Annotated in this window: 26 protein-coding genes; 16 read left to right on the forward strand and 10 right to left on the reverse strand. The window is 69.4% G+C overall.

What is annotated here, in order from left to right:
* Nucleotides 1–35: 35 nt before the first annotated feature.
* Nucleotides 36–515, reverse strand: a complete 480-nt coding sequence (locus tag ACTWQN_RS32480; RefSeq protein WP_443207450.1) for a winged helix-turn-helix transcriptional regulator — start codon at nt 513–515, stop codon at nt 36–38.
* Between the two features lie 54 nt (nt 516–569).
* On the opposite strand from ACTWQN_RS32480, the gene ACTWQN_RS32485 reads away from it, so the two are divergent.
* The gene (locus ACTWQN_RS32485) at nt 570–1,529 is read left to right on the forward strand and encodes an NADP-dependent oxidoreductase (protein ID WP_443207451.1); all 960 of its coding nucleotides are present in this window, start codon (nt 570–572) and stop codon (nt 1,527–1,529) included.
* A 21-nt stretch (nt 1,530–1,550) separates the two neighbouring features.
* Here the strand turns inward: ACTWQN_RS32485 and ACTWQN_RS32490 are convergent, their stop codons facing one another.
* Entirely contained in the window at nt 1,551–2,015 is a 465-nt protein-coding gene (locus ACTWQN_RS32490) for an NUDIX hydrolase (RefSeq protein WP_443207452.1), read from the reverse strand.
* A 65-nt stretch (nt 2,016–2,080) separates the two neighbouring features.
* Entirely contained in the window at nt 2,081–2,476 is a 396-nt protein-coding gene (locus ACTWQN_RS32495; RefSeq protein WP_443207453.1) for a hypothetical protein, read from the reverse strand.
* A gap of 496 nt (nt 2,477–2,972) precedes the next feature.
* Between ACTWQN_RS32495 and ACTWQN_RS32500 the strand changes: the two genes are divergently transcribed.
* The 6 genes from ACTWQN_RS32500 (at nt 2,973) to ACTWQN_RS32525 (ending at nt 9,197) form a co-directional block, all read left to right on the forward strand.
* On the forward strand, nt 2,973–4,049 hold the full coding sequence (locus ACTWQN_RS32500) for a uroporphyrinogen decarboxylase family protein (protein WP_443207454.1): 1,077 nt from the start codon (nt 2,973–2,975) through the stop codon (nt 4,047–4,049).
* Nucleotides 4,050–4,338: 289 nt separating this feature from the next.
* Nucleotides 4,339–5,112 carry an ABC transporter ATP-binding protein gene (locus ACTWQN_RS32505; RefSeq protein ID WP_443207455.1) on the forward strand — a complete coding sequence of 258 codons (774 nt, stop codon included), beginning with the start codon at nt 4,339–4,341 and terminating at the stop codon, nt 5,110–5,112.
* Nucleotides 5,105–5,968: an ABC transporter permease gene (locus ACTWQN_RS32510; RefSeq protein ID WP_443207456.1), complete on the forward strand. Its 864-nt coding sequence runs from the start codon at nt 5,105–5,107 to the stop codon at nt 5,966–5,968. Before ACTWQN_RS32505 ends, ACTWQN_RS32510 begins: the two co-directional genes overlap by 8 nt.
* Before the next feature lie 50 nt (nt 5,969–6,018).
* On the forward strand, nt 6,019–7,098 hold the full coding sequence (locus ACTWQN_RS32515; RefSeq protein WP_443207457.1) for an ABC transporter substrate-binding protein: 1,080 nt from the start codon (nt 6,019–6,021) through the stop codon (nt 7,096–7,098).
* Nucleotides 7,098–8,102 carry a dihydrodipicolinate synthase family protein gene (locus ACTWQN_RS32520; protein WP_443207458.1) on the forward strand — a complete coding sequence of 335 codons (1,005 nt, stop codon included), beginning with the start codon at nt 7,098–7,100 and terminating at the stop codon, nt 8,100–8,102. The genes ACTWQN_RS32515 and ACTWQN_RS32520 overlap by 1 nt, the downstream gene beginning before the upstream one ends.
* Before the next feature lie 399 nt (nt 8,103–8,501).
* Nucleotides 8,502–9,197 carry a putative endonuclease domain-containing protein gene (locus ACTWQN_RS32525; RefSeq protein WP_443207459.1) on the forward strand — a complete coding sequence of 232 codons (696 nt, stop codon included), beginning with the start codon at nt 8,502–8,504 and terminating at the stop codon, nt 9,195–9,197.
* Between the two features lie 38 nt (nt 9,198–9,235).
* Here ACTWQN_RS32525 and ACTWQN_RS32530 read toward each other — a convergent pair whose 3' ends face one another.
* The 7 genes from ACTWQN_RS32530 to ACTWQN_RS32560 all read right to left on the reverse strand — a co-directional run bounded on the left by ACTWQN_RS32530 (nt 9,236) and on the right by ACTWQN_RS32560 (nt 16,218).
* Nucleotides 9,236–10,081 (reverse strand): ABC transporter permease, encoded by an 846-nt coding sequence (locus tag ACTWQN_RS32530; protein WP_443207460.1) that lies wholly within the window; start codon nt 10,079–10,081, stop codon nt 9,236–9,238.
* Entirely contained in the window at nt 10,078–10,932 is an 855-nt protein-coding gene (locus ACTWQN_RS32535) for an ABC transporter ATP-binding protein (protein ID WP_443207461.1), read from the reverse strand. The genes ACTWQN_RS32530 and ACTWQN_RS32535 overlap by 4 nt, the downstream gene beginning before the upstream one ends.
* A 69-nt stretch (nt 10,933–11,001) precedes the next feature.
* Nucleotides 11,002–12,027: an ABC transporter substrate-binding protein gene (locus tag ACTWQN_RS32540; RefSeq protein ID WP_443207462.1), complete on the reverse strand. Its 1,026-nt coding sequence runs from the start codon at nt 12,025–12,027 to the stop codon at nt 11,002–11,004.
* Complete coding sequence (locus ACTWQN_RS32545; protein WP_443207463.1) at nt 12,024–13,508, reverse strand: UbiD family decarboxylase; 1,485 nt, start codon at nt 13,506–13,508, stop codon at nt 12,024–12,026. The genes ACTWQN_RS32540 and ACTWQN_RS32545 overlap by 4 nt, the downstream gene beginning before the upstream one ends.
* A gap of 72 nt (nt 13,509–13,580) precedes the next feature.
* Entirely contained in the window at nt 13,581–14,813 is a 1,233-nt protein-coding gene (locus ACTWQN_RS32550; RefSeq protein WP_443207464.1) for a flavin-dependent oxidoreductase, read from the reverse strand.
* A 284-nt stretch (nt 14,814–15,097) separates the two neighbouring features.
* A complete protein-coding gene (locus ACTWQN_RS32555) occupies nt 15,098–15,556 on the reverse strand; it encodes a hypothetical protein (protein ID WP_443207465.1) in 459 nt (152 codons plus the stop codon).
* Complete coding sequence (locus ACTWQN_RS32560; RefSeq protein WP_443207466.1) at nt 15,553–16,218, reverse strand: UbiX family flavin prenyltransferase; 666 nt, start codon at nt 16,216–16,218, stop codon at nt 15,553–15,555. Before ACTWQN_RS32560 ends, ACTWQN_RS32555 begins: the two co-directional genes overlap by 4 nt.
* Before the next feature lie 119 nt (nt 16,219–16,337).
* On the opposite strand from ACTWQN_RS32560, the gene ACTWQN_RS32565 reads away from it, so the two are divergent.
* From ACTWQN_RS32565 to dgoD, 9 genes are all read left to right on the forward strand, one after another.
* Nucleotides 16,338–17,141 (forward strand): IclR family transcriptional regulator, encoded by an 804-nt coding sequence (locus ACTWQN_RS32565; protein WP_443207467.1) that lies wholly within the window; start codon nt 16,338–16,340, stop codon nt 17,139–17,141.
* 180 nt (nt 17,142–17,321) lie between these two features.
* The gene (locus tag ACTWQN_RS32570) at nt 17,322–18,317 is read left to right on the forward strand and encodes a substrate-binding domain-containing protein (protein WP_443207468.1); all 996 of its coding nucleotides are present in this window, start codon (nt 17,322–17,324) and stop codon (nt 18,315–18,317) included.
* A 44-nt stretch (nt 18,318–18,361) separates the two neighbouring features.
* Complete coding sequence (locus tag ACTWQN_RS32575; RefSeq protein WP_443207469.1) at nt 18,362–19,867, forward strand: sugar ABC transporter ATP-binding protein; 1,506 nt, start codon at nt 18,362–18,364, stop codon at nt 19,865–19,867.
* Between the two features lie 228 nt (nt 19,868–20,095).
* Nucleotides 20,096–21,100: an ABC transporter permease gene (locus tag ACTWQN_RS32580; RefSeq protein ID WP_443207470.1), complete on the forward strand. Its 1,005-nt coding sequence runs from the start codon at nt 20,096–20,098 to the stop codon at nt 21,098–21,100.
* Between the two features lie 17 nt (nt 21,101–21,117).
* Nucleotides 21,118–22,203 carry a zinc-dependent alcohol dehydrogenase family protein gene (locus ACTWQN_RS32585; protein ID WP_443207471.1) on the forward strand — a complete coding sequence of 362 codons (1,086 nt, stop codon included), beginning with the start codon at nt 21,118–21,120 and terminating at the stop codon, nt 22,201–22,203.
* On the forward strand, nt 22,200–23,420 hold the full coding sequence (locus tag ACTWQN_RS32590; RefSeq protein ID WP_443207472.1) for a DUF4380 domain-containing protein: 1,221 nt from the start codon (nt 22,200–22,202) through the stop codon (nt 23,418–23,420). Before ACTWQN_RS32585 ends, ACTWQN_RS32590 begins: the two co-directional genes overlap by 4 nt.
* Nucleotides 23,417–24,172, forward strand: a complete 756-nt coding sequence (locus ACTWQN_RS32595; RefSeq protein ID WP_443207473.1) for an SDR family NAD(P)-dependent oxidoreductase — start codon at nt 23,417–23,419, stop codon at nt 24,170–24,172. Before ACTWQN_RS32590 ends, ACTWQN_RS32595 begins: the two co-directional genes overlap by 4 nt.
* Nucleotides 24,173–24,200: 28 nt before the next feature.
* Nucleotides 24,201–24,926, forward strand: a complete 726-nt coding sequence (locus tag ACTWQN_RS32600; RefSeq protein WP_443207474.1) for a FadR/GntR family transcriptional regulator — start codon at nt 24,201–24,203, stop codon at nt 24,924–24,926.
* The gene (dgoD, locus tag ACTWQN_RS32605) at nt 24,923–26,068 is read left to right on the forward strand and encodes a galactonate dehydratase (RefSeq protein WP_443207475.1); all 1,146 of its coding nucleotides are present in this window, start codon (nt 24,923–24,925) and stop codon (nt 26,066–26,068) included. The genes ACTWQN_RS32600 and dgoD overlap by 4 nt, the downstream gene beginning before the upstream one ends.
* Nucleotides 26,069–26,201 lie beyond the last annotated feature (133 nt).

Consider the following 26,201-nt stretch of genomic DNA (forward strand, 5'->3'; position numbering starts at 1 on the left):
GATCAGCGGGTAGCGGTTCGTCCCGCACCGACACGTCAGTCACCAGGCACGGCAGTGGTCGGGCGGTCGGTTCGCCGGTCGTAGTCGGCGCGGGCGGCGCAGATGGTGTCGAGGTTCGCGTTGGCCCAGGACGCCAGGGCCTGCACGATCTCCAGCAGGCTGCGCCCGGTGTCGGTCAGCGCGTACTCCACGCCTGGCGGCACGGTCGGGAAGACGGTGCGCGACACCACGCCATCGCGTTCCAGGTTGCGCAGCGTCGAGCTGAGCATCCGCTGCGTGATGCCGTCGCACCGGCGGCGCAGTTCGTTGAAGCGCCGAGGCTGGCTGCCCAGCTTGCAGATGACGATGACGGACCACTTGTCGCCGATGCGCCCCAGCAGGCTGCGCACGAGCGCGGAGCGAGCCTCGTCGAGGTCGTAGTCGGTGCCCTCCGGCGGGCTGGGGGTGGTTCCCGTCGAGGTACCAGGGAATTTCGAAGTGCCTTCTTGCTGGGCGGCGGAGCCTGGAGTGACCATCACCAGGACAGTATTCAACGAATACCTACCCTCTCGCCATATACCGGATGGAGCATGATGAAGGCAGTAGCGGTGTCCGAGTACGGGGGCCCGGAAGTGTTGCGCGTGGTCGAGATTCCCGAACCGCACGCTGGACCGGGGCAGGTACGGGTCCGGGTGCACGCGGCGGCGGTGAATCCAGCCGACACGCTGCTCCGGATCGGCGACATCGATTCGATGCTGGTCGGCAGGCTCACACCGCCGTACCGCCCCGGTCTGGACGCCGCCGGAATCCTCGACGAGATCGGGCCCGGCACCGCGACCGACCTGCGCATCGGGGACCGGGTGATGGCGATGGTCAGCCAAGTCGAACCCTCCGGCGGTGCCTACGCGGAACACGTCGTCCTGGCGGCGACCCAGGTCACCCACGCCCCGGCAGGGACCAGCCACGTCGAGGCGGCGACCCTACCGATGAACGGGCTCACCGCGCGCCGCGCGCTGGACCTGCTCGATCTCGCTGCGGGCGAATGGCTCGCGGTCTCCGGAGCGGCCGGTGCGGTCGGTGGTTACGCCGTCGAGCTGGCCAAGGTGGACGGCCTGCGCGTCGTCGCTGACGCGGCACCGGCCGACGAGGAGCTGGTGCGCGAACTCGGCGCCGATGTCGTCGTCCCGCGCGGCGCCGGGGTGGGGGAGCGGTTCCGCGAAACCGTTCCGGCTGGTGTCGCGGCCGTGCTCGACGCTGCCCTGCTCGGGGCCGACGTGGTGCCCGCCCTGCGCGACGGTGGGCAGGTGGCGATCGTCCGCCGTCCCGGCGAACGGGGCGCCGCCGCTGGCTTGACCGGGGTCACCGTCCGCGATGTGTGGGTTCCGGACTACCAACACGCCCGCGACAAGCTCGACGAACTCCGCGTCCTGGCCGAGCGGGGACGGCTCACGCTGCGGGTGGCGCAGGAGTTTCCCGCCGAGCAGGCCCCTGATGCGCACCGCCGACTCGAAGCCGGGGGCGCCCGAGGCCGCCTCGTGCTGACCTTCTGACCACGCGCCCGCGAGCGGTTGTCAGAAACCGAAGGTGGTGATTCTGGGGAGGGTGTTGGTGTGGAGGTGTTGGAGGATGAAGTGCTCGTGGGGGACGGTGGGGTGCGGTAGTGCGTCGAGCGGGAACCACCGCAGATCCGCGGTTTTGTGGGGTTCGGCGCGGTGGGGGTGGCCGGTCCAGTTGTGGCATTCGAAGAAGAAGTCGACGCGTTCGTTCAGCGGTCGGCTGTCGCCCTGCGTTCGGTGCATGACCGACAGCGGCACCAGGTCCGCCGCGGAGATCCCGATGCCGAGTTCCTCCGCTGCTTCCCGGCATGCCGCGTCGAGCACGGATTCGCCGGATTCGACGTGGCCTGCCGCCGCCATCGCCCAATGGCCGTCCATGTAGCCGGTGTCCTTTCGGAGCTGGAGCAGTACTTGCGCACCGCCAGCGGAGCTGCGGAGCGCGACGTAGACGGATGGCACCACCTGGAATCGATCGACCATGGAACCGACTCTAGATCAACGCGGGCCCCGCACCGAAAAGTCCACAATGGATTGTAGGTGCGGGGCTAGAGCGCGAGGGACGCCCAACCGCCGCCTTCGGCGAGCAGCGTCTGCACGCCCACGGCGTGGTCGGCGAACCCGGCGAGGTCGCTGTGCAGCAGCGCGGTGCGTTCACCGTCCAGCGGTGTGGTGTCGCCCTGCCACAGCTCGCACGTCCAGCTCGCGACCGGGTACATCGACCGCAGCAGTCCGACGACCTCGGCGGACTCGGATCCGCCCGCGGCGAGGTAGTCGGCGAGGATCTCATCGCAGGTCGCCATCAGTTCTCGCAGGCCGCTAACCGCTTCGTCGGGACTGCCGTCCCAGCTGGCACGTGGCCAGGCGGACGAGCTGAGCGCGAGCCACAACCGCCATCCCGCGATCAGCTCCTCGTGGTCCTGCGGGGTCCACTGCCCGTCCATTCCTCAAGTGTGCGCCCGTTCCGGCTCACCGGGCGGATGGCATTCCTCACTCCGGCGGGCCGCCCGAGCGTCGACACCCCGCGTTTTCGTGGGGGTCCGAGTTCGGACAGCGGAAAGCGCTGCGGAGCCTCGGTTGGGCTGCGGTGCCGATGCGTGTGCGGCGGAGCGGGACGGGATCCAGCGGGTTCGGTGTCCAATCCTCTTGAAATCCACATAGGACTGTGAAGTGGCTGACTTGCGCGAATCGTCTTTGCACAGCAACAGATTTGAGAATGTTGATCAAAAGTGGTTCGCCGACCCGTGGTGTGAAGGGGACGGTTGGGCGGACTGGTCGCAGCGGTGAGCCGCATCCGGTGCGAGGCGTTCGGCACGACCGCGCCCCGCCGGTGCTCACGCCGCGCAGATGATCATCGATCGTGAGCAACTCCGGCGATCGGGGTTAGGGTTTGCGGCGACCGAACGGTCACGTGTCACCGCCGAACGTTGGGAGTAGGCCATGCCAGCACAGCCATCCGCAGCAACAACCGGGCAGGCACCAGCCTCGATGCCGCTGCTGCCCACCTCGCTGGTCGGCAGCTACGCCCAGCCGGAGTGGCTGATCGACCGCGCGAAGCTAGCTGGCCGGTTCCCGCCCCGGGTCCGCGCCCGCGAGCTGTGGCGGATCGGCCCCGATCACCTGGCGGAGGCCCAGGACGACGCCACGGTGATCGCGATCCGCGCCCAGGAGGACGCCGGGCTCGACATCATCACCGACGGTGAGATCCGCCGGGAGAGCTACTCCAACCACTTCGCCACCGCCCTCAACGGCGTGGACATCGACAATCCCGGTACGGCGCTGGACCGCAGCGGCCATCCCAATCCGGTGCCGCGCATCGTCGGCCCGATCGCGCGGCGGCATCCCGTCGAGGTCGACGACCTGCGGTTCCTGCGCGCCCACACCGATCGGCCGGTGAAGATGACCGTGCCGGGCCCGTTCACCATGTCGCAGCAGGCCCAGAACGACCACTACCCGGACGCGGAGGCCGCCGCGATGGACTACGCGGCCGCCGTGAACGCCGAGATCAAGGACCTGCACGCGGCGGGCGCGGACATCGTGCAGATCGACGAGCCCTACATGCAGGCGCGTCCCGACGCCGCCCGCGCCTACGGGCTGGCCGCGCTCAACGCCGCCCTCGACGGGGTCACCGGCGTCACGGCCGTGCACATCTGCTTCGGCTACGCGGCGATCATCCACGCGCGGCCCGAGGGCTACTCGTTCCTGCCCGAGCTGGCGGGTTGTCCGGTTGATCAGATCTCCATCGAGACCGCGCAGTCCGGGCTCGACCTCGGCGTGCTCGCCGACCTCACCGACAAGACGATCATCCTCGGGGTGATCGACCTGTCCGACCCCGAGGTCGAGAGCGTTGACACCGTCGCCGAGCGCACCCGTCGTGCGTTCGGCTGGATCAAGCCGCAGCGGGTGGTGATGGCCACCGACTGCGGCATGAAGTACCTGCCGAGGGATTCCGCGTTCGGGAAGCTGCGCGCGATGTCCGAGGCGGCGGCGCTGCTGCGCCGCGAACTGGGCGCCTGAGCGCGTACCACGCATGCCGACCGACAGCCGAGCTCGCCGTGCGGGCTCGGCTGTGTCGTCGTGCGTGGGAAAACCCGCTAGCCACGGGACTATTCGGTAGAGCGGAATTTCGTACCCAGATTATTCCTCTCTGAGGTATGCGTAGTTAACATCCGATGACACGGACCGCCCCCGCGAGGCTCTGGGCGTGGTCCTGCAACGCGAACCTGAGGCGAGGTCCCCCGTGGCGGTAGCACGACTGACAGGTTCCGGTGGAGGCGAGGCGCCAGCAGGTTCCACCTCCCCGCAGATGCTTGCCCTGTCGAACGTCAGCAAACAATTCACCGCGGACGGCCGCGAGTTCATCGCGGTAACGGATGTGAACCTGGACATCTCCGTCGGCGAGTTCGTCTGCGTCGTCGGTCCGAGCGGATGCGGCAAGAGCACCCTGCTGATGATGATCGCGGGCCTGCTGACCCCGACGTCCGGCCGGATCGCGATGAACGGCACCGAGGTCACCTCACCCGCACCGTCGCGGGGCGTGGTGTTCCAGGAAGGCGGCGTGCTGCCGTGGCGCACGGTGCTGCGCAACGTCACCTACGGCCTGGAGCTGCAGGGATCCGGCACTCGATCCGAACGGATCAGCCGCGCCCGCGAATACCTCGACATGGTCGGCCTCAGCGATTTCGAGGAGCGGCTGCCCAAGCAGCTCTCCGGCGGCATGCGCCAGCGGTTGGCGATCGCGCAGAGCCTGGTCTGCGATCCGCAGGTGCTGCTGATGGACGAGCCCTTCGGCGCGCTCGATGCCTTCACCCGCGAATCGCTGCAACTGGCGCTGCTCGACATCTGGGAGAACCAGCGGACCACGGTGTGCTTCGTGACGCACAGCGTGGACGAGGCGGTGATCCTCGCCGACCGGATCGTGGTGATGGCGGCCCGCCCGGGACGGGTGGCCATGGAGGTCCCGGTGCCGCTGGCCCGCCCCCGGACGCCCGAGGTTCGGGCGACCGACGAGTTCCAGAAGATCCGCCAGGTGGTCTGGCAGGCGATGAACGACCAGTCGGTGGTGGGCGACGATGAGTGACACGGCGGAAAGCGCGCAGCTGACGGAGACGCGGCCTCCCGCGCAGGTCGGCAACAGCTCGGCGGGATCCCCACGAGCGCGGCGGATCTGGCACCGAATCGGTCTCGCCGCGCTCCGGTGCACGCCGTTCATCCTCATCCTGCTCCTGTGGGAGGCCGGATCCGCGCTCGGTCGGCTCGACCCCCTGGTGATCCCCGCGCCGGGCCGCGTCGCGGTCGCCCTGTGGGACGAGCTGTTCGGCAGCGGTTCGATGTGGACGGACATCGGCTCGACCATGTACCGGGTGGTCGTGGGTCTGGTCCTCGGCGTGGTGGTCGGTGTGCTCGTCGGTGTCCTGATGGGACAGTCCCGGATCCTGGCGCACCTGCTGGATCCGTTGATCTCCTTCACCTTCCCGATGCCGAAGCTGGCCCTGCTGCCGCTGCTGATCCTCTGGCTGGGCATCGGTGAACCGTCGAAGATCGCGATGGTGCTGCTCGGCACGTTCTTCCCGATGGCCGTGAACACCTACACCGGCGTCACCGGGGTGAACCGGGTGCTGGTCTGGAACGCCCGGACCCTCGGCGCCAGCCGCCGCCAGATCCTGTGGACGGTGGTGCTGCCGTCGGTCACACCGCACATCCTCAGCGGAATTCGGGTGGCCACCGGTATTTCGTTCGTGCTCGTCGTGGCCGCCGAGATGATCTCCGCCAACGACGGCCTCGGATACTCGATCGTCTTCTGGCAGCGCAACTTCCGCCCCGACATCATGCTGGCCGGAATCGTGGTCACCGCGCTGCTCGGCTTCATCCTGGACCGGCTGATCAGCCGCGCCTCGGCGAGACTGCTGTCCTGGCAGGACTCCTCCGCGCTGTGAAACCCGTTCGTGCGCCGCGAAACCTCTCCCGCCCCTTGGAGGCACCGATCATGCCCTTGAACGCCGTGCGGCGCTTCCGGATCACCGGCGCGGTGGTCCTCACCGTGTGCCTGCTCGCGCTCGCCGGCTGCGTGTCGCCCGGATCGAGTCGGGAGATCAAGGTGGGCTACGCCGCGTCCTCGCCGATCGCCACCATCCTCGCCGCCCAGCAGCGGCAGGTTTGGCAGGGCCACGGACTCGACGTCTCGCTGGAGAACGTCAATGACGTCGGGCTGTCGACCAGTCTGCTCAGCGGCAACCAGGTCCAGTTCGCGCATTCCGCGCCGACCACCGTGTTCGCCGCGGTCTCGCAGGGCGCCCCGGTGACCATCCTCGCGGGCCTCGGCTTCGGCCAGGGCGACCACCAGGGCGGCTACCTGGCGGCCCCGGCGTCCAGCGGGATCGCCAAGCTGGCGGATCTGCGGGGCAAGAAGGTGGCGCTGACCGGCATCGGCACCAGCTACGACTTCTACCTGCGGGCCAAGCTCGCCGGGATCGGCCTCACCGTCGGCAAGGACGTGCAGTTCGTCCCGGTGCCCTACCCGCAGATGGTCGGCGCGTTGGCGACGAAGCAGGTCGACGCCGCCGTGCTGCTGGCGGTGGACTACGCGAAGCTGCGGGCGAAAGAGCCGGTGAACGTGCTCGCCACCACCGCGGATCTCGCCAACGCCCCGATCGAGTACACCTCGTGCATCGTCGCCCGGACCGACTGGCTGGTCGACCACCGGCAGCAGGCGGTCGACTTCCTGGCCGGGCTGCTCGATGCGGAGAAGTGGTTGCAGCAGGACATCTCCCAGAACCAGGGCCAGCAGGCGCGGGCGCTGCTGCAACCGATCCTGAAGTACGACCCGCCCACCATGGACGCGTTCTACACCTACCGGCTCAGCGACATCGGCCAGGAACCGTCGCTGGCGAACCTGCTGGGGATGCCGCGCGACTTCATCCAACCGGCCATCGGGGCGCTGCGGGCCGGTGGCGGTCTCAAGGGACCGGTGAACGTCACCTACGAAAACACCGTCGATCTTTCGTACCTGCGAGAGGCCTACCAGAAGGCCGGGTTGACCTGGAACGACTCGGCCAAGTTCCACTGATGCAAGCGGAGGATGCCATGGGCTCGGACTACGTTTCGACCAGCCTGCACGTAACCCTGATGACGCCGTTCGACGAGTCGGAGAAGGTGGACACGGCGGAACTGGCCCGGCAGGTGGCACAGACCGAGCGAGTCGACCCCGATCTGCCGGTGGTGCCGATCATCAACGCCGAGGCAGGCGAGATCTACACGCTGGAACGCGACGAACTGGTGGCCAACGTGACCGCGGCCGTCGAGGTCGCCAAGGGCCCGGTGGTGGCCGGGGTGGTCGGGCGCACCACGACCGAGGCGATCGCCGTGGCGCGGGATGCCCTGGCATGCGGTGCGGCGGCGCTGTTCGTGCTGCCGCCCTACGGTTCCGCCGACATCACGACGTCGTGGAACGCCGCCCGGTACCCGGAGGTCGTCGCGGACTACCTCGGCAAGGTCGCCGACAGCGTGGGCGATGTTCCGCTCCTCGTGCACCCGACCGGTCCGCGCACCCCCGAGTACGGCATCGGCTGGCCCATCGAGACGATCCGGGCGGTGCTGGAGCGGGTGCCCACGGTCGCCGGTTGGAAGATGACCTACTCCTACGAGGGGTACCGGCGGGTCGCCCGTTTCCTGCGGGCGGAGGCGCCGCAGGTGGCGATCCTGCCCTCCAGCGCCGTGCGCTACCACGAGAACCTGGCGAACGGACAGCTCGACGGCGCCTGCTCCGGTTCGTTCTGCTACGCGCTGGAACCGATGCTGGAGCACATCCGGCTGTGGCGCGCGGGCGAGGTGGCGGCGGCGACCGAGCTCTGGCAGAGCGGGCTGGCCGCACTGCACGAGTACGTCTACTCGGACTACTCGCGGCTGCACATCCGCTACAAGCTGGCCAGCTGGCTCGCCGGGAACATCTCCTCGCCGCTGATGCGCGACCCGATGCCCGCCCCGCTGCCCGAAGAGGTGGACCGGCTGCACGCGCTGATGTCGGCTGCTGGCCTCGCCAACCGGGGCCCGGATTCGCTGAACCTGCGCTGAACGGTCGTGAGTGCGAAAACCGGCTCCAACCGGTGTTGGCCCCCCCACGACTCGAAAGTGCACTGGTGGGACGGCGCACGAATCTGGATCTTGGATTACATGTCCAAGAATCCAAAGTGGTCGCGTCATGTGTCGTTCGTGCCGGAGGACCGCGAGCGGTGGATCAAAACGGTGGACTCCCAACACGGGGTCGTGTCAACCGAGCAACTCCAGGGATTCGGTCTGTCCAGGCACCTGATCCCAGCACAGCTTGAGGCGCAGCGGTGGCAGTGCGTGTTGCCGAACGTGTACGCCACCTTCACCGGACCGCTGCCGAGATCATCTTTGCTGAGCGCAGCCCTGCTCTACGGCGGACCGTGGGCGGTGCTCAGCCACCGCACGGCCGCCGAGGAATGGGGGATGCTGCCGGTAGCGGAAGACTCCCCGGTGCACATCACGGTGCCGTACAAGCATTCCGCTGTTGCGCAGCTGCCGATCGTCCAGGTGCACAGATCACGGGCGTATCGGCACATCATCGCGCCGTCCGAACCGCCGAGGACGAACCGAGAGGACACCATCATCGACCTGGCCGCTGGTGAAGCGACGCCGGAGCAGGCGCGCGACATGGTAATCCAGCTCGTCGGTGCGAACCGGGTTCCGTTGTGGAGGGTGCACAGTCAGCTTGAGCTGAGGCCGCCGTACCGGTATCGGAAGGCGATGAAAGCCGCACTCGATCTGTTGGCCGGTGGTGCTCTCTCGGTATTGGAGGCCGAGTACCTGCTCAACGTGGAACAGGCGCACGGGCTTCCGACGGCGCTTCGACAAACCCCTTTCGTGGTCGATGGCATCGTGCTCTGGGAAGACATCAGCTACGACGACGCGGGGGCACGATTGACCGTCCGCCTGGATGGGCGGCAGTTCCATTCGACCAGCCGGGTCGCATTCCGGGATCGGCGCCGTGACAACGCCGCCGAACTCGCCGACCGCGCTCGTCTGGTGTACGGGTGGCATGAGGTCCACGCAGAGCCTTGCGCTGTCGCGGCGGAGGTCCTGAGCGTGCTGCGTCGAGAAGGCTGGCACGGTTCGTCGAGTCGGTGCCGCCGCTGCGCTGCATAGGGGTCGTGAGTGCGAAAACTGGCCCACCCCCCCACCACTCAGGCGCCGTCGCCGTGGCCGGTGATTGATCGGTTCCAGGGGGCGATGCGGCGTTCGGCTACCCCGATCAGCCAGGTGAGGATCAGGGCACCGGCCATCAGGACCACCACAGCGGCGAACATCCGATCCGGTTCGAAGGTGTGCCCGGCTTCGACGATCACGCCGCCCAGGCCGCCGAGCGCGGTGAAGAACTCGGCGATGACGATGCCGATGACGGCCTTGCCGACACCGATGCGCAGCCCGGTCATGATCGACGGGATGACCGAGGGCAGCACGATGGAGCGCAGGATCATCCGCTGCGGCGCGCAGAACGCGGTGCCGACCTCGGTGAGCGTGCGGGGAATCGCCTGCACGCCGTTCCAGGTGTTGATGATCACGGCGAAGACGGTCATCGTCATGACGATCGCGGTCTTCACCGTGTCCTCCAGACCGAACCACAGCACGAACACCGGGGTGAGGGCGATCATCGGCAGCGAGTAACCCGCCACGACCAGCCAGCCGATCGCCGCCTCGACCACCCGGAAACGCCCGATCAGCAACCCGATCGGAATCCCCGCGACGGCGGCCAGCACGTACCCGGTGAGGAACGGCCGGGACGTCGCACCCACGGCCTCGCCCAGCGTGCCGTCCCGCGCCATCTCGATCAACGCGGTGAACACCCGGGACGGCGGCGCCGCCAGGATCGGGTTGAGCGAACGTCCGACGATCTCCCACACGATCAGCAGCACGATCACCGAGGCGAGCGTGATGAGCCGGTCGCGAAGTCCGTACCTGCGGCTCCGATTTCGTGTCATCGGCACGTCCTTCGCGTCGGCCGATGGGGGCGTAGCCGTTGCGGTGCTCATCGCGAGCTCTCCTCTGGTAGCAGGTCCCGCTTTCCGTGGATGAGCTGGTAGAGCTCGTGCCGCCGCTGCATGAACCGCGTCGAGCCGCGCCGCTGCTCGATGGGCAGCGATCGGTCCAGGCTGGTGTCCAGGATCGCCTGCACCCGCCCGGGATTCGGCAGCATCGCGACGACCCGGTCGGCGAGCAGGACCGACTCGTCGAGATCGTGCGAGACGAAGATGATCGTCTTGCCGGTGCGCTCCTGGATCTGCAGCAGCTCGGCCTGCATGGTCTCCCGGGTTTGCGCGTCGAGCGCCGAGAAAGGTTCGTCCATCAGCAGCAGTTCCGGATCGATGGCGAGCGCCCGCGCGATACCGACCCGCTGGCGCATCCCGCCGGAGAGCTCGTCCGGCCTGCGGTCCGCGGCGTGCGACAGGCCGACGAGCTCCAGGCACCGGTCGGCGACCTCGCGGCGCTGCGCGCGCGCCATGCCGCGTGCCTTCAGCCCGAACTCGACGTTGCCCCTGGCGGTGCGCCAGGGCAGCAGTTCGGCGTGCTGGAAGACGATGCCGCACTTCGGATCGCAGCCCTCGACCTCCCGGTCACCGACGCGCACCGTGCCGCCGGTCGCCGTTTCCAGGCCCATGATGATGCGCAGCAGGGTGGTCTTCCCGCAGCCGCTGTGCCCGGTGAGCGCCACGATCTCACCGGCGGCCACCTCGAAGGAGACGTCGGTGAGCGCGTCCACACCCGGCCGCTGCCTGCTGCCGTAGGTCTTCGAGACGTGCGAGACGACGACGCCAGCGGCGACGGCCGCCGAGGCATCGGCCGGATCCGCGGAACGCTCGTCGACGGCGAGTCGGTCATTCACGGTGCTCTCCATGCTCTGCGGACGACGACTGGCTTGCTGACCCGGAGTTCGCCCGATCGCTGGGCTTGATCATTTGGCGCCATAGTAGGTCTCCGGAACGGGACCGATCTTCTCGATCGCTTTCTGGCGGAAGCTGTCGTCGATGAGTTGGTTGATGTCGACTGATGTGTTGGACAGACCGAGGCGCTGCTGCAACTGCTGGATGTACTGGATCTGCTTCACCGGGATGGCACCGTTGGACGACAGGTAGCCGCCCTCTTTGTATTCGGTGTAGGTCGAGGTGATCTCCTCGGAATCCGCCGGGATGTTCAGCGTTTTCGCGGTCAGGGCGTTGGCCTCGTCCTCGTGGTCGAGGGCGTAGCGGATTCCCTCGATCAGCCCGGCGAGCAGGCCGACGACCTTGTCCGGCGCCTGGGTCAGCACGTCCTCGCGGGCGATGATGGCGTACCGCGGGTAGTCCGGCACCACGTCCTTGGCCTTGGCGAGCACCCTGATGTTGTCCTTGTTCGCCTGCGCGATGAAGTCCAGCGGTGACGACGCGGCGTCGGCCCGGCCGGAGACCACCGCCTTGTAGCGGTCCGGCGAACCGCCGGAGTTGACGAACTTGACCGAGGCGAGGTTCACACCGGACTGGCTGAGCATCTCCTTGGCGATCAAGGCCGGAAGCGCCGTGGGCGTGGAGATCCCGACGGTGGCGCCCTGCAGGCTGCTCAACGTCGCCCGGTCCTGCTTGCCGTAGAGGACGTAGTTGAGGCCGGGCATGGTCGATCCGATGAACTTGATCGGGGCGCCTTTTTCCTTCGCCAGCAACGCTTCGCTCGGATTGCCCTGGATCACGTCGACCTGTCCGGACAGCAGCGCCGGAAAGGCCTGCTGCGCGCTGTTGAACTGGACGACCTCGACCTTGACCCCGTACTTGCTGAACAGCTGCTTCTCCTGGGCCATCAGCAGATAGCCCGCGTCGGTGCCGGGTTCGTAGACGCCGTACTTGATGACCGACGCGTCGTCGGACTGGCCGCCGGAACCGCAGGCGGTCAACAGGCTGATCAGCGCCAGCAGCGCCACAGCGCATCTCGTGATCGTCGCGTTCCTCATGCTTTCCGCTCCCCTTCGAACGGTTCGTGCCCGAGGCGGTCCAGAACCGCGGAGAACTTCTCCGCGACCTTGGCCCGCAGCTGCGGGCTCGCTTCCGCTACGGGAGGGAATTCGGCCAGCCGCTCGAACGGCCGCACCGCGCTGATCAGGGCGCGCGAGTTGCGCGTCACGCCGCGCGGGATGCGGGGATCCAGCGGCCCGCTCCACGCGCCCCGCACGATTTCGATGTCCTCGGCGGGATCGCACCGGGTGGACATCGCCCAGAGCACGTCGAACATGTTGGTTGGATCGATGTCCTCGTCGACGACCACCACGAACCGGCCGAGGTAGGAGCCGGACTGGCAACCGGCGGCGAGCAGCGCGGCCTGCTTGGCGTGTCCGGCGTAGGCCTGCTTGATCGAGATGACGTTGAACAGCCGGGCGGCTCCGGCCTCGTGGCACCAGACGCCCTGCACACCGGAGAGTCCGGCCCGCTCCACTTCGTCCCAGATCATGCCGGATTTCATCACGCACTTGCTGTAGGAGAAGTTCGACGGCGGCCGGATCGGGGAGGCGACCGTGAGAATCGGGTCGGTGCGGTGGTAGATGCGCCGGATGCGCACCACCGGTTGATCGCTTCGACCACCGGCGTAGTACCCGGTGAACTCCCCGAAGGGCCCCTCCGGTGCGGTGTCGCCGGGATGGATCTCGCCTTCCAGCACCAGTTCGGCGTGCGCGGGCATGGGCAGCCCGTGCAGCTCGGAGCGGACCACCTCGAAGGGTTGGCCGCGATGCCCACCGGCGTAGTCGAATTCCGACAGCCCGTACCGAAGTTCGTTCCCGGCCGCCAGGAACAACAGCGGATCGTGCCCGCAGGAGATCAGCACCGGGCAGGGTTTGCCCTGGCTGAAGTACTTGTCCCGGATCTGTCGGCCCTGCTTGCCCGGCGACGTCCACAGGCCGACGCGGTCGGGGCCGTGCACCTGGACCCGGTAGGTGCCCGCGTTGATCCAGTGCTCGTCCGGATCGGCCATGATGACGAGATCGTCGGTGCCGATGTACCGGCCGCCGTCGAGTTCGTGCAGCAGCGGCGCCTGGAAGGCGGTGACATCCACCTCCTCGTCCCGCAGCACGTTGTCCAGGATCGGGCCGGTGTCCACGTACACCGGCGGAATCGGGCGGTGCCGCTTCATCCGGTCCCGGTAGCTGCGCACCACGTCCATCGGATGCTCCGGGGTCGGCAGACCCATCGTGAGCGCCAGGCGGCGAGCGGAGTTGGTCGCCCCGGAGAACACCCGGCGCCCCTTCGCCGCGCCGACCACGTCGTCGAAGAGGACGGCGGGACCGCCTTCCCCGGCGCGATGGGCGATCAGCTCGATGAGCGTGCCCAGCTCCAGGTCGAGTTCGACGCCCGGCACGCGGACGAGTTCACCGGCCTTGTCGATCCGCGTGATGAGCTCGCGGAGATCGGCATGTGGTTGGTCGTATTCGTTGTATGCCAACGGACCGCTCCTTTGCGGTAGGCGTCAACAACAGCTGTGCCCCGCGGCACCGGCACTCCTCGCGGGCGAGGTTCACCGCGAGTTCGGGAAGGAATCCCTGGAGTAGCCCGCCACCTGCTTGTACCGATCCGAGATCTCGGCGAGCTCGCCTTCGCTGATCACCTCGTTGATGTGCTGGAACGGCCGGTCGCCGGTGCGGGTGAAGACCTCCCGCAGGATCGCGTCGGGCGGATTCGTGCGGTTCATCCGGACGACCTCGGCGGTGGCTGGCAACCGGACCTGTTCGTAATCGGCCAGCGCTGCCACCGGATCGCCGCCAGAGGACAACGCGACGCGCAACGCGCGAGCGTCCAGAATGGCCTGTCCCGCGCCGTTGGATCCGCGCGGCACCATGGGATGCGCGGCGTCGCCGAGCAGCGTGACGCGGTCGAAAGACCACTTCTCCAACGGATCCTGGTCGACCATCGGATACTCCAGCACGGTGTCCGAGGCGCGCAGCAGGGCCGGGACGTCGAGCCAGTCGAAATGCCAGTCGTCGAACGCCGACGCGAAATCCGCCAGCTTGCCGGTGCGGTTCCAGTCGCGCGTCAGGTGTCGCGGCGTCTCGATCTCCACGACCCAGTTGACCAACTGGTTCCCGGCCTCGTCGATGTTCTCCCGGATCGGGTAGACGACCAGCTTCCCGGAGGTGAACCAGCCTGCCCGCACCATGCTCGCGCCGGAGAGGAACGGTTTCCACCGCGCGACGCCCCGCCACATGTTGATGCCGGAATAGCGGGGCTCGCCCTCCGCCGGGTACAGCTGCTTGCGGATCGCCGAGTGGACGCCGTCGCAGCCGATGACCACGTCCGACCGCAACCGCGTCGTGCCGCTCGAACCGCGCACCTCGACGTCGACTCCGCCCGCGTCCTGGGCGAAACCCAGGCAGCGCAGACCGGTGCGGACGCTGTCGGGTCCGAGGCGTTCGCGCACGGCCTCCAACAGCACCTTCTGCAGATCGCCGCGGTGCAGCGACAGCTGCGGGTAGTCGTAACCCGCGTAGCGGCCGCCCGGCTCGCGGTGCACGAGCTGGCCGAACCGGTTGAAGAAAACCGACTCCTTGGTGGTCACACCCACCTCTTCGAGCCGGTCGGCGACGCCGAGCTCGGTCAGGATCCGCATCGCGTGCGGTAGCACGTTGATGCCGACGCCGATTCCGGCGATGCTCTCGGCCGCCTCGACGACCGTGCATTCGATGTTCGCCTCGTGCAGCTCCAGCGCCAGCGTGAGTCCGCCGATGCCAGCGCCAACTATCGTCACGTTCACCGCGTGACCTTTCTCGACGAGCTGTGCGGTCGCGCGCTGCGCCACCGCGGTCGTCGGATGCCGAATTGCGAGTGCTGTCAAACTAGATCGCTGGCCCGCTGCTTGGAATGCTCCGCGCAGGAGATTCCGCATGTTCGAACACCGTGGACGTAGTGCCTGCTCGGCGGGCTGGTGGACTTGGCGATTTCGCGCGAAATCGCCGGTTCCCATGGGGAGGGGGAGACGATTTCGCGCGAAATCGCCGCACCGCACGAACCTCGTGCCGCAGCGGCGCGCCACCCGAACTACATCTCGGTCGCGCGTGCCCGCAGTCGGTCCAGCAGGTTCCGGGTGCGCGCCCAGTGCTCCATTTCCACGATCTCCGCGGTGGGCTGGAAACCTATTGGCGCGAGCGGGATTCCCAGCGAATCGCGCTTGTGCGACACCAGGCGGAAAACGCAACCGAGCAGGCCGTCCTGATCGGTGGTCGATGCGGTTCGCAGCTTGGCGTAGTGGGCTACCTCGCCGTGCACGGCGATCAGGGTCGCCTGGCCGCAACGCCGAATGTTGGCCCGGGTCTGCCCGCTGGCCACCACGGCGAGGATCGCGCCGCGGTCGGCATCGACGTCCAGTTCCGCGCGGGACAGCAGCGCCACGTGCGGGAACCCGCTCTCGTCCACGGTCAGCAGCGGGAAGGCCTGCTCGTCGACGTGGATCCGCGGCCAGCCGCGCAGCAGACCGGCCAGATCTTCGGGCACCGTCATGAGGTCCACCGGCGGAACGTCGAGTTCTTGATCCCGAACTGATCCAGGACCTTGCCGCAGATGTGCCGCAGCAGATCGTCGATCGTCTCCGGGTAGTGGTAGAACGCCGGGACCGGCGGCAGCACCGTCGCCCCGGCGAGCGTGACGGTCTCCATGTTCTTGATGTGTATGTAGTTCAGCGGTGTCTCGCGGGTGACCAGCACCAGCGGCCGCCGTTCCTTCAGCGTGACGTCGGCTGCGCGGGAGACCAGGTTGTCGGAGTTCCCACTCGCCACCGCGGCCAGCGTCCGCATCGAGCAGGGGATGACGACCATTCCCATGGTGGGGAAGGAGCCCGAGGAGACCGCGGCGGCCATGTCGCGGGAGTCGTAGACGACGTCCGCCAGTTTCTCGACCTCCAGCGGATCGCGGCGCAGTTCGATTTCGATGCTGCGCCGGGCGCCGTCGGAGAGCACCAGATGCGTCTCGAACGAGGCCAGTTCACGCGCCACCGCGAGGAAGGTGGCCCCCAGTTGTGGCGCGCTGGACCCGGACATCCCCACCACCAGCCGTGGCATCTCCTCGCCCGCGGCGGGGCGGTGCGTGCCCGTGGTGCGATCGCCGGACGTGTCGGGGATTTCGGCGCGCCCGGCGTCGTTCGGCTGCGGTGTTCCCGGTGTCATCAGTGACCTCGCTCCGTCCAAAACCGCTGCTGCGTCGCTGAACGGGCGACCGGCGGTGATCAGGCCAGATTAGTCAGCGTGCATTGCCTGGCGGAATGGCGGAACTCTAGGATTCGACGATGCGGAACAGCTCGACGGGGCGGAACAGCTCGACGGGGCGCAACGAGTCGACGGGCAGCGACCGGACCAGCGCCGCCACCTCGGTCGACAAGGCGCTGGCCCTGGTGCTGCTGATCAACGAGGTGCAGCAGATCCGGGTCAGCGAGGCGGCCGAGGCGCTGGGAGTCGCCCGCTCGACCGCACATCGGCTGCTCACGCAGTTGCGCGCGCGTGATTTCGTGGTGCAGGACGGTCAGCGGGTGTACCGGCCGGGACCGGCGTTGGAGCAGCTCAACTCCACCCCGGTCAGGCGCCTCGACCTGCGCCGCGAACTGCACGACCACCTGTTGAACTGCAGTCGGCGGGTCAGCGAGACGGTCCACCTCATGGTGTTGGAGGGCAACGGGGTCCGGTTCGTCGACGGTGTCGAAGGTCCGCATCCGCTGCGGGTCGGCCTGCGCACCGGGGTGATCCTGCCAGCGCACTGCACCGCTGGCGGAAAGGCGTTGCTCGCGGCGCTTTCGCCGGATGCGCTGAAGGCGCTCTACCCGCGCGGCCTGCCCCGCACCAACGGCAACGCCCTGACCAGTTTCGCGGTGCTCAGTCGGCAGCTGGCCACCGCTCGGCGCCGTGGCTATGCCACCAACATCGAGGAGAGCGAGCGCGGCATCACGGCGGTGGGCTGCCCGATCATCGACGCACGCCGCCACACCGTGGGCGCGATGGCCATCGCGGTGCCTTCGGTGCGCTGCCCGCGCAGTCGCATCGCCGAACTCGTCGAGGAACTGCTGCGCGCGAGCAACGCCGCGTCCAAGGAGATGTGAGCCGCCGGGGCTCATGAGCGGGTGGTTCGGTAAGACCCTTCATCTCACGAGCAGCGGAGCAGTGGTTGGCCCATTAATTAATAAATAATGTTGACCTGAGGCGGCCAGCGAGCAACACTTGGGCGCGCACCGGCCCGGCCTGGGCCGGGCGTCGACGGTGGATCACTTGAGGAGAAACGGATGGGCGCAACGGGGCGTCGTAGCGGCAAGGCTGCCCTGGCGCTGGCGGTGGTCGCGCTGTTCGCGCTGGTCACGGGCTGCGGCGGCAAGGTGGGGGAGAACGGCCGGTTCGGCGTCGTCTACATGGACGCGCAGGGTTTCTACGCCGGAGTCCGGGTCGGCATGCAGCAGGAGGTGACGGCGCTCGGGCGCGCGCCGCAGCTGCTCCAGCTCAACGCGCAGGGCGACGCTTCCAAGGAGAGCACCTTCATCGACCAGGTCAGCGCCGCGAAGGTCGACGCGCTGATCCTCTCGCCCGCGTCGGCGACCGCCTCGGTGCCCGCGATCAAGCTCGCGCACGACTCCGGCATACCGATCATCTGCTACAACACCTGCATCGCCGACGACCGCGCCCGGCAGTTCGTCTCCGCCTACGTCCTCGGCGACCCGACCCGCTTCGGCGGCCTGCTCGGCGAGCGCGCCGCCGACTACTTCCGCTCCATCGGCAAGTCCAATCCCAAGATCGCGGTCGTCAACTGCGAGTTCGTCGAGGTCTGCATCCAGCGCAGGCACGGCTTCGAGCAGGCCTTGCACGCCAAGCTGCCCGGCGCGCAGATCGTCGCCAACCAAGAGGGTTCGACCATCGACGAGGCGGTGGATGTCGCCGAGCGGATCCTCACCGCCCATCCCGACCTCGACGCCTTCTTCGGCGAGGCCGGTGGCGCCACGATGGGCGCGGTCCGGGCCGTGCAGGCCAGGAACAAGGTCGGCCAGACGGTGGTGTTCGGCGGCGACATGTCCACCGAGGCCGCGCAGGCGCTGGCCGCCGACGAGGTGCTCAAGGGCGTCGTCGACATCTCCGGCATCGCCGTGGGCAGGCTCGCCGCCAAGGCCGCCGACCAGGTCCGCACCGGCGAGCTCGGCGCCTACACGGTCGTACCGGCCCCGATCGACCTCTACGCGACCCCGCAGCAGGGCCAGGACTGGCTGCGCGCCCACCCCGACGGCGTGCCGTGATCGCCGCGTCCCGACCGAACACCATTCCCAGCGGAGGAGAAGCTGTGGCTGCCGACGTCACCGAACCCGTCGTCGTGGTCGACGGTGTCACCAAGCACTACCCCGGTGTGCGGGCGCTGACCGATGCCGACCTGACCATCCGGGCGGGCGAGATCCGCGCACTGCTCGGCCGAAACGGCGCGGGCAAGTCGACGCTGATCCGGGCGCTGTCCGGAGTGGAGCGACTGGACCGGGGCAGCGTCGCGGTGGCCGGTGACCGGCTCGGCGCCGGCGGCGTGCGCCGCGCCGCCGAACTCGGCATCAGCACCGTGCACCAAGAACTGAGCCTGGTCGCCGAGCTGAGCGTCGCCGAGAACATGTACCTCGGCCGCTGGCCGCGGCGCGGGCGGACCATCGACTACACCGCGATGCGGACCGGCGCGGCAGCGGTCTTCCAGCGGTTGGGCATCGACATCGATCCCGCCGCCCCGGTCGGCTCGCTGTCGCTGGCCGCGCGTCAGCTGGTGGAGATCGGCCGGGCGGTGCGCGAGCAGCCGCGCCTGCTGATCCTCGACGAGCCGACCAGCGCGCTGGCCGCCGCCGAAGTCGACGTCGTGCTGGAAACCGTCACCCGCATCGCCTCGGCCGGAGTTGCCGTGCTCTACGTGAGCCACCGGTTGGAGGAGATCCGCCGGATCGCGCACAGCGCCACCGTGATGCGCGACGGCCAAATCGTCGACACCGTCGACATCGGCGCGGCCGACACCGCGAGCATCGTGTCCCTGATGCTCGGCGACAGCGCCGCGGCAGACGCGCGCCCGCCCGCGCGGGAGGTCGACCGCACCGGGCGGCCGCTGCTGTCGGTGCGCGGGCTCGCCGTGCCGCCGAAGGTGCTGGACGTGTCGTTCGACGTGTTCCCCGGCGAGGTGCTCGGACTCGGCGGCCTGATGGGCTCGGGCCGCACCGAAGTGCTGCGCGCCGTCGCCGGGTTCACCCCGGCCGCCGCCGGGACGGTCAGCGTCGACGGCCGCGAGATCAGCCGCCCGAGCGCGGCGGTGATGAAGCGGCTCGGCGTCGGGATGACCCCGGAGGACCGCAAGAACGAGGGAGTCGTGCCGCTGCTCGGCGTGGACGAGAACCTGGTGCTGTCCAAATTCGACTCCGTCAGCTCGGGCCCGACCGTGCGGCCCGGCAAGGTGCGCAGGGCGGCGGCCAAGCTAATCGCGCGGCTGTCGATCGCGACGGCCTCCGCCCGCACACCCATCGTGAACCTCAGCGGCGGGAACCAGCAGAAGGCCGTCATCGGCAGGTGGCTGCACGCGGGCAGCCGGGTTCTCCTGCTCGACGAACCGACCAGAGGCGTCGACGTGCAGTCCAAGGCCGAGATCTACCGCCTGGTGCGGGAACTCGCCGACGGCGGAGCCGCGGTCGTGTTCGTCTCCGGCGAGTTGGAAGAACTCCCCCTGGTGTGCGACCGGGTCCTGGCACTGCGCGGCGGGCGCGTCGCAGGCGAACTTACCGGACCCGACCTAACTACCGATTCAGTGCTCTCCGCCGCGATGGCGGCCTGAATGACTGTCTCCGAGCTCGTTTTGCTTTGCGGTGCGGGTGGCGGAACCTCAGACGCCGTCTCGACTCCGGGATCCCCGACATCATGTATTCCTATACACCACGTCGTGGCTGTCCTCGCGAGACGACGTCTGAGAACCCGCGGCGGTGCGGGTGCCGTAGGTGGGCTAAGCGGCTGCGCCGCTTTCAAAAAACAAAGACAGACTTCGAGAACCGACATGAGGACGACAATGACCGTTACCCAGACGAGGCCGGAGCAACGCGGCCGTGCGGCGGGCCGCCGCTTCGCGGGACGCTCGCTCAACGAGATCGGCCTGATCGTGGCGATCGTGGTGCTCTACATCGTGCTCGGCAGCACCGCGGCCGGATTCCTGAGCCTGGACAACCAACTCGGCATCCTGCGCGATGCGGCCACCGTGGGCATCGCCGCGTGGGGCGTCACCCTGGTGATCATCGCGGGCGAGATCGACATCAGCATCGGCCCGGCGGTGGCGTTCTCGTCGGTGCTGATGGCCAAGGGCGCCGCGGAGTGGGGTCTTGGCATCGGCCCCGCCATCCTGCTCACCCTGGTGGCGGGCGCGGCGTGGGGTGCGCTGGCCGGATGGCTTCGGGCCCGCTTCGACGTGCCGTCGTTCATCGCGACGCTGGGCGTGTGGAGCGCGCTCGGCGGCCTCGGCCTGTACCTCACCGACGCGCTTCCGGTGGTGCTGCCGGAAAGCGGGCTGATGGACGTGCTCGGCGGCAGCATCCTCGGCGTCCCGACCCCGGCGGTCGTGATGGTGGTGCTGTTCTTCGCTTTCGCCTACCTCGCCCGCTACACCGGCTACGGCCGGTCCGTCTACGCCGTCGGCGGCAACGCCCCGGCCGCCCGGATGGCCGGTATCAACCTCGCCAGGGTGCGGGTGCTGCTGTTCGCCACCACCGGCGTGCTGTCGGCCATCACCGGCGTGCTGCTGGCCGCGCGGCTGGGCTCGGGCAACGGCGGCGCCGCATCCGGGCTGGAGTTCGACGTGATCGCCGCGGTCGTCATCGGCGGCACGGCCCTCGCCGGTGGGCGCGGTTCGATGCTGGGCACGCTGTTCGGCGTCGTGTTCATCACCGTCATCAGCAACGGGCTGGTGCTGCTCGGGGTGGATTCGTTCCTGCAGAACGTGGTGCGCGGCGTGATCATCGTGGTCGCGGTGCTGGTGAACGTCGTGATCACCAAGCGCGCCCGCGCCACGAGGGAAACCTGATGAGAGAGGAGACACGGGTGTCCGGCAACGTCATGCGGGGGGTGTACCTGCCCGGCGACTCCACCGCGGTGCTGCGCGAGCTGGCAGTGCCGGAGCCGGGGCCGCACCAGGTGCTCGTCGAGGTGGGTGCCTCGGGGATCTGCGGTTCCGACATCGGCTACATCTACCACGAGCACAAGGGGCATCGCGGCGTCGACGGCCCGGCCTACCAGGGCGTGGTCGCCGGGCACGAGCCAGCGGGGCGGATCGTCGCCGCCGGGCCGGGTGGCACGCGGTTCGGCGTCGACGACCGGGTGATCGTCTACCACATCGCGGGCTGCGGCCTGTGCGACAACTGTCGGCGCGGCTACTTCATCAGCTGCACCGCGCCGCAGCGGCAGGCCTACGGCTGGCAGCGCGACGGCGGGCACGCGCGGTACGTGCTCGCCGAGGAGTCCACCTGCGTCCCGCTGCCGGACAGCTTGTCCTATGTGGATGGTGCGCTGATCGCCTGTGGTTTCGGGACCGCTTACGAGGGACTGCGCCGCATTGGCGTCAACGGCGACGGCGATCTGCTGGTGGTCGGGCTAGGCCCGGTGGGGCTGGCGGCCGGGGTGATCGGCAAGGGCATGGGCGCGCGGCGCGTGGTCGGGGTCGAACTGTCCGCGCGGCGCCGCGAATGGGCGGACCAGCTGGGGGTGTTCGACGCGACGGTGGCCCCAGCGACCGACGCCGAGGCAACGGCCGCCGTGGTCGCCGACGTGCTGCACGCGCCGGGCGCGATCACCACCATCGACTGCTCGGGCTCGCGAGCGGGCCGGGCCACGGCCATCGCCGGAGCCGCCGAGTGGGGCCGGGTGTCGCTGGTCGGCGAGGGCGGCACGCTGGAGACCGAGGTGTCGGATGCGTTGCTGCACAAGCAGTTGACGCTGCACGCGTCGTGGGTGACCTCGCTGACGGCGATGACCGAGCTCGCCGCGAACCTGGCCCGCTGGAGGCTGCGCCCGGAGACCGTCGTCAGCGACCGGTTCCCGCTGGAGGCGGCCGACAAGGCCTACGCGCTGGCCGCCGGGGCCAGCCGGGGCAAGGTCGTCCTGCTGCCGTCGGCGGAGCTGCGGCCATGAGCCGCGCGCCGCGCGTGGAGCGGGACGCCGGGGGCGAGGTGCTCTGGCTCGACAACGGCGTGCTGCGCCTCGGTCTCGTTCCCGAGCTCGGCGGGCGGCTGCTGTCGTTGCGTCTACTGTCCCCGGGTCTACTGTCCGATTCGGACGGACGAGAACTGCTGTGGCGCAACGACCGGCTGCTCACCGACGATTTGCGGCTGCGGTCGGGCCGGGTGCACCGGCCGCGGTCGGGCAGCCTCGGCGACTGGGTCAACTACGGCGGCGACAAGACCTGGCCCGCGCCGCAGGGCTGGGACGATGAGACGCAGTGGGCTGGCCCGCCCGATCCGGTGCTCGATTCCGGCCCGTACACGGCGAAGATCCGGCAGGACGGCGAACTCGCGGCCGTCACCCTGACCAGCGGCGACGATCCGCGCACCGGGCTGCGGCTGACCCGGCGGTTCGAACTGCGCCGCGACCGGTGCGGCTACCGGCTGGAGCTGACCGCGCGGAACACCAGCGAACGCACCGTGCGCTGGTCGCTGTGGAACGTCACGCAGTTGGCCGCCGAAGGAGCGGGCGGGACTTATCTGGCGAGCCCAGCGCAGGTGACCCGGCTGCTGGCCGGAACCGGATACCCGGACTGGGCGAAGCTGCCCGGTGATCGGGTGCACATCCCGCACCGCGACGTGGTCGGCAAGCTCGGTTTCCCCGCCGCCACCGGGTGGTTGGCCCACATCGGGGGCGGGGCGACGCTCACGCAGTCGTTCACCGTCGACGACGCGGCCGAGTACCCCGACCGCGGATCGCGCGTGGAAGTGTGGCTGGAGTGCCCGCTCCCCGAACCGCTGGCCGCACTGGGCGACCTCGACCCGCCAGCCCGGATCGTCGAGTGCGAGGTGCTCGGCCCGCTCACCACGCTGGCGCCGGGGGAGCGGACCACGCTGACACTGGACTGCGCGGTCACACCGGGTTCCGGGGCCGTGCACGACGTGACACCCGCGGGCCACTGGACCCGGCCACCCGAACTGCGCGACGGACGGCTGGTCGGCGAGTTCGTCGCCTACCGCGACGGCGAACTCGCGGCCGGGCAGGGGGCCGTCGAGGTCCGGGCGGGCCGGGCGACCACACTGGACGTGCCCGCCGCCGACGAGCAGCGGGCCCTGGAACTCACTGACAGCACAGGGGAACGGGTGCGCGCGGGCGTCGCGCGCAGCCGCGCGGAGGCATCGCGATGAGCGGACGGCTGGGCGGCAAGGTCGCGGTGGTGACCGGCGCGGCGCAGGGCATCGGCGCGGCCACCGCGCTGCGGCTGGCCGCCGACGGCGCGGCCGTCGCGGTGCTCGACATCGCCGAGGACGCGCACCAGGTCACCGAGCGGATCATCGCGGCGGGCGGCAGGTCCGTCGCGGTGCGCTGCGACGTCAGCTCCGAGACCGACTGGGCCAAGGCCATCTGGCGCTGCCGCGCCGAACTGGGGCCGGTGGACGTGCTGGTCAGCAACGCCTACACGGTCGATGTGCGGCCCGCCCACGAGACGAGCCTGGCGTCCTGGGACCGCCAGCTGTCGGTGAACCTCACCGGCGCCTTCCTCGGTTTCCGGGCATGTCTGGCCGACCTGTCGCGCGACGGCGCCGGATCGGTCGTGCTGACCTCGTCGGTGCACGCGCTCGTCGGGCTGCCGGGCAGACCGGCCTACGCGGCGACCAAATCGGCGCTCACCGGGTTGGCCCGCCAGCTCGCCGTCGAGTACGGCACCGCGCTGCGGGTGAACTCGGTGCTGCCCGGTCCGGTGCTCACCGCGGCCTGGGACGACATCGGCGAGGCCGATCGCCAGCGCAGTGCCGAGGAGACCGTCGTGAAAAGGTTGGGCAGGCCGGAGGAGGTCGCGTCGGCCATCGCCTTCCTCGCCAGCGACGAGGCGTCGTTCATCACCGGTGCCGCGTTGACCGTCGACGGGGGCTGGAGCGTCTACAAGATGTCGTCGTGACGGCGTCACGGACGGGGAGGAGCGGTTCATGAGTGCCTACAGCGGGCGGGGTGTGCACGGGCAGACCGTGGCCACGCTCGGCGCGCGCATCGTGTCCGGGGAGATCGCGCAAGGCGACATCATCGACCTCGGGGCGCTCGGCCGCGACCTGGACGTGAGCATGACCGCGCTGCGCGAGGCCATGAAAGTGCTGGCGGCCAAGGGATTGGTCGAGGCGCGCCAGAAGCGGGGCACCTACGTGCGGGCCCGCGAGCACTGGAACCTGCTGGACAGCGACGTGATCCGGTGGCGCAGCGAGGCCGGTGACACCGCCGCCGTGCTGCGCGATCTCGCCGAGGTGCGCGCGGTCGTCGAACCGGCCGCCGCGTCGATGGCCGCGCTGCGCCGCGACGAGCGCGACCTCGCCGAGCTGGACGCCGCACTGGCGGCGATGCGCGAAGCCGTCGGCGGGGGCGCCGAGGCCGAGGTGGCGGCGGACCTGCGCTGGCACCGCGCCCTGCTGCGGGCCACTCACAACGAGATGCTGGCCAGGATGGACGTGTTCACCGAACCGGCCCTGCGGCTGCGCGACGCACTCGTGCACGAGGCAGGTCCCGACGACCCGGTGCCGAGCCACGCCGTCGTGGTGGAATCCGTCCGCGACGGCGACCCGGAGGCGGCGGCGGCCGCCGTGACCTCGTTGCTGGACAAGGCGTCCCGCGACGTGGCCGACCTGATCGGCGAAGTAGCAGAGAAAGCGAAGCACACCGAGTGAAAATCACTTCCGTAGAGACGTTCTTGGTGCCGCCGAGGTGGCTGTTCTGCCGGGTGGCCACCGACGAAGGCATCGTCGGCTGGGGCGAGCCGGTGGTGGAGGGCCGGGCGGAGACGGTTCGCGCGGCGGTGGACGAGCTGTCCGACCTGCTCATCGGGCGGGATCCGCGCCGCATCGAGGACGCCTGGCAGCTGCTGACCAAGGCCGCGTTCTACCGCGGTGGCCCGGTGCTCTCCAGCGCGGTCGCCGGGCTGGACCAGGCGCTGTGGGACATCCTCGGCAAGTCCCTCGACGTGCCGGTGCACCAGTTGCTCGGCGGTGCGGTGCGCGACGAGGTCCGGGTCTACGGCTGGATCGGCGGGGACGAGCCCTCCGCCGTCGCCGAGGCGGCGGCCGAACAGGTCGAGGCCGGGCTGACGGCGGTCAAGATGAACGCCTCCGGTCGGATCGGCCGGATGCCGGACCGCGCCGAGGTCAACGACGTGGTGGCCAGGCTCGCCGCGGTGCGCGAGGTGCTGGGCGACTCCCGCGACGTCGCCGTCGACTTCCACGGCCGTCTGGGGACCGCCGCGGCGCGCCGGATCATCCCGGAACTGGCGCCGCTGCACCCGTTGTTCGTGGAGGAGCCGGTGCTGCCGGAGTACACGCACCGGCTCGGCGACGTGGTGTCGGCCAGCACCGTGCCGGTGGCCTGCGGTGAGCGGCTTTATTCGCGAACGGACTTCCTGCCCGCGCTGCGGGCGGGGATCGCGGTCGTGCAGCCGGATCTCTCGCACGCGGGCGGTATTTCGGAGGTGCGCCGGATCGCCTCGCTCGCCGAGACCTTCGACGCGCTGCTGGCGCCGCACTGCCCGCTCGGCCCGCTCGCGCTCGCGGCCAGCCTGCAGGTGGCGTTCGCGACCCCGAACTTCCTGATCCAGGAGCAGAGCATCGGAATCCACTACAACACCGATGCCGAGCTGCTCGACTACGTTCTCGACCGCGAGCCGTTCGCGTTCCCGCGCGGTGCGATCAAGCGCTGGGACGCCCCGGGATTGGGCGTGCGGATCGACGAGGACGCGGTGCGCGAGGCCGCGGCACGCGGTCACCGCTGGCGGCCACCGGTGTGGCGCCACGACGACGGCTCGTTCGCCGAGTGGTGAGCCTGGACCTGCTCCTCCGGCGTCGCCTGGGATCGTCCGGGGCAGCAGGTCCAGCAGCGTGCGGCACGCGGCTGAGGTGCTGTCGAGGCCGGGATTGATCGATTGTCTCCTGTGGACTGTTTGCCGATTCGGT

Source organism: Saccharopolyspora antiqui (assembly GCF_052246905.1).
GTDB lineage: Bacteria > Actinomycetota > Actinomycetes > Mycobacteriales > Pseudonocardiaceae > Saccharopolyspora.

Coding starts and splice junctions, on each gene's coding strand:
- ACTWQN_RS32520 (WP_443207458.1), top strand. CDS start 7,098: ATGCAAGCGGAGGATGCCATGGGCTCGGACTACGTTTCGACCAGCCTG.
- ACTWQN_RS32505 (WP_443207455.1), top strand. CDS start 4,339: ATGCTTGCCCTGTCGAACGTCAGCAAACAATTCACCGCGGACGGCCGC.
- ACTWQN_RS32485 (WP_443207451.1), top strand. CDS start 570: ATGATGAAGGCAGTAGCGGTGTCCGAGTACGGGGGCCCGGAAGTGTTG.
- ACTWQN_RS32525 (WP_443207459.1), top strand. CDS start 8,502: ATGCTGCCGGTAGCGGAAGACTCCCCGGTGCACATCACGGTGCCGTAC.
- ACTWQN_RS32590 (WP_443207472.1), top strand. CDS start 22,200: ATGAGCCGCGCGCCGCGCGTGGAGCGGGACGCCGGGGGCGAGGTGCTC.
- ACTWQN_RS32480 (WP_443207450.1), bottom strand. CDS start 515: ATGGTCACTCCAGGCTCCGCCGCCCAGCAAGAAGGCACTTCGAAATTC.
- ACTWQN_RS32565 (WP_443207467.1), top strand. CDS start 16,338: ATGCGGAACAGCTCGACGGGGCGGAACAGCTCGACGGGGCGCAACGAG.
- ACTWQN_RS32500 (WP_443207454.1), top strand. CDS start 2,973: ATGCCAGCACAGCCATCCGCAGCAACAACCGGGCAGGCACCAGCCTCG.
- ACTWQN_RS32560 (WP_443207466.1), bottom strand. CDS start 16,218: ATGACACCGGGAACACCGCAGCCGAACGACGCCGGGCGCGCCGAAATC.
- ACTWQN_RS32555 (WP_443207465.1), bottom strand. CDS start 15,556: ATGACGGTGCCCGAAGATCTGGCCGGTCTGCTGCGCGGCTGGCCGCGG.
- ACTWQN_RS32580 (WP_443207470.1), top strand. CDS start 20,096: ATGACCGTTACCCAGACGAGGCCGGAGCAACGCGGCCGTGCGGCGGGC.
- ACTWQN_RS32495 (WP_443207453.1), bottom strand. CDS start 2,476: ATGGACGGGCAGTGGACCCCGCAGGACCACGAGGAGCTGATCGCGGGA.
- ACTWQN_RS32530 (WP_443207460.1), bottom strand. CDS start 10,081: ATGAGCACCGCAACGGCTACGCCCCCATCGGCCGACGCGAAGGACGTG.
- ACTWQN_RS32510 (WP_443207456.1), top strand. CDS start 5,105: ATGAGTGACACGGCGGAAAGCGCGCAGCTGACGGAGACGCGGCCTCCC.
- ACTWQN_RS32570 (WP_443207468.1), top strand. CDS start 17,322: ATGGGCGCAACGGGGCGTCGTAGCGGCAAGGCTGCCCTGGCGCTGGCG.
- ACTWQN_RS32595 (WP_443207473.1), top strand. CDS start 23,417: ATGAGCGGACGGCTGGGCGGCAAGGTCGCGGTGGTGACCGGCGCGGCG.
- ACTWQN_RS32600 (WP_443207474.1), top strand. CDS start 24,201: ATGAGTGCCTACAGCGGGCGGGGTGTGCACGGGCAGACCGTGGCCACG.
- ACTWQN_RS32515 (WP_443207457.1), top strand. CDS start 6,019: ATGCCCTTGAACGCCGTGCGGCGCTTCCGGATCACCGGCGCGGTGGTC.
- ACTWQN_RS32490 (WP_443207452.1), bottom strand. CDS start 2,015: ATGGTCGATCGATTCCAGGTGGTGCCATCCGTCTACGTCGCGCTCCGC.
- ACTWQN_RS32540 (WP_443207462.1), bottom strand. CDS start 12,027: ATGAGGAACGCGACGATCACGAGATGCGCTGTGGCGCTGCTGGCGCTG.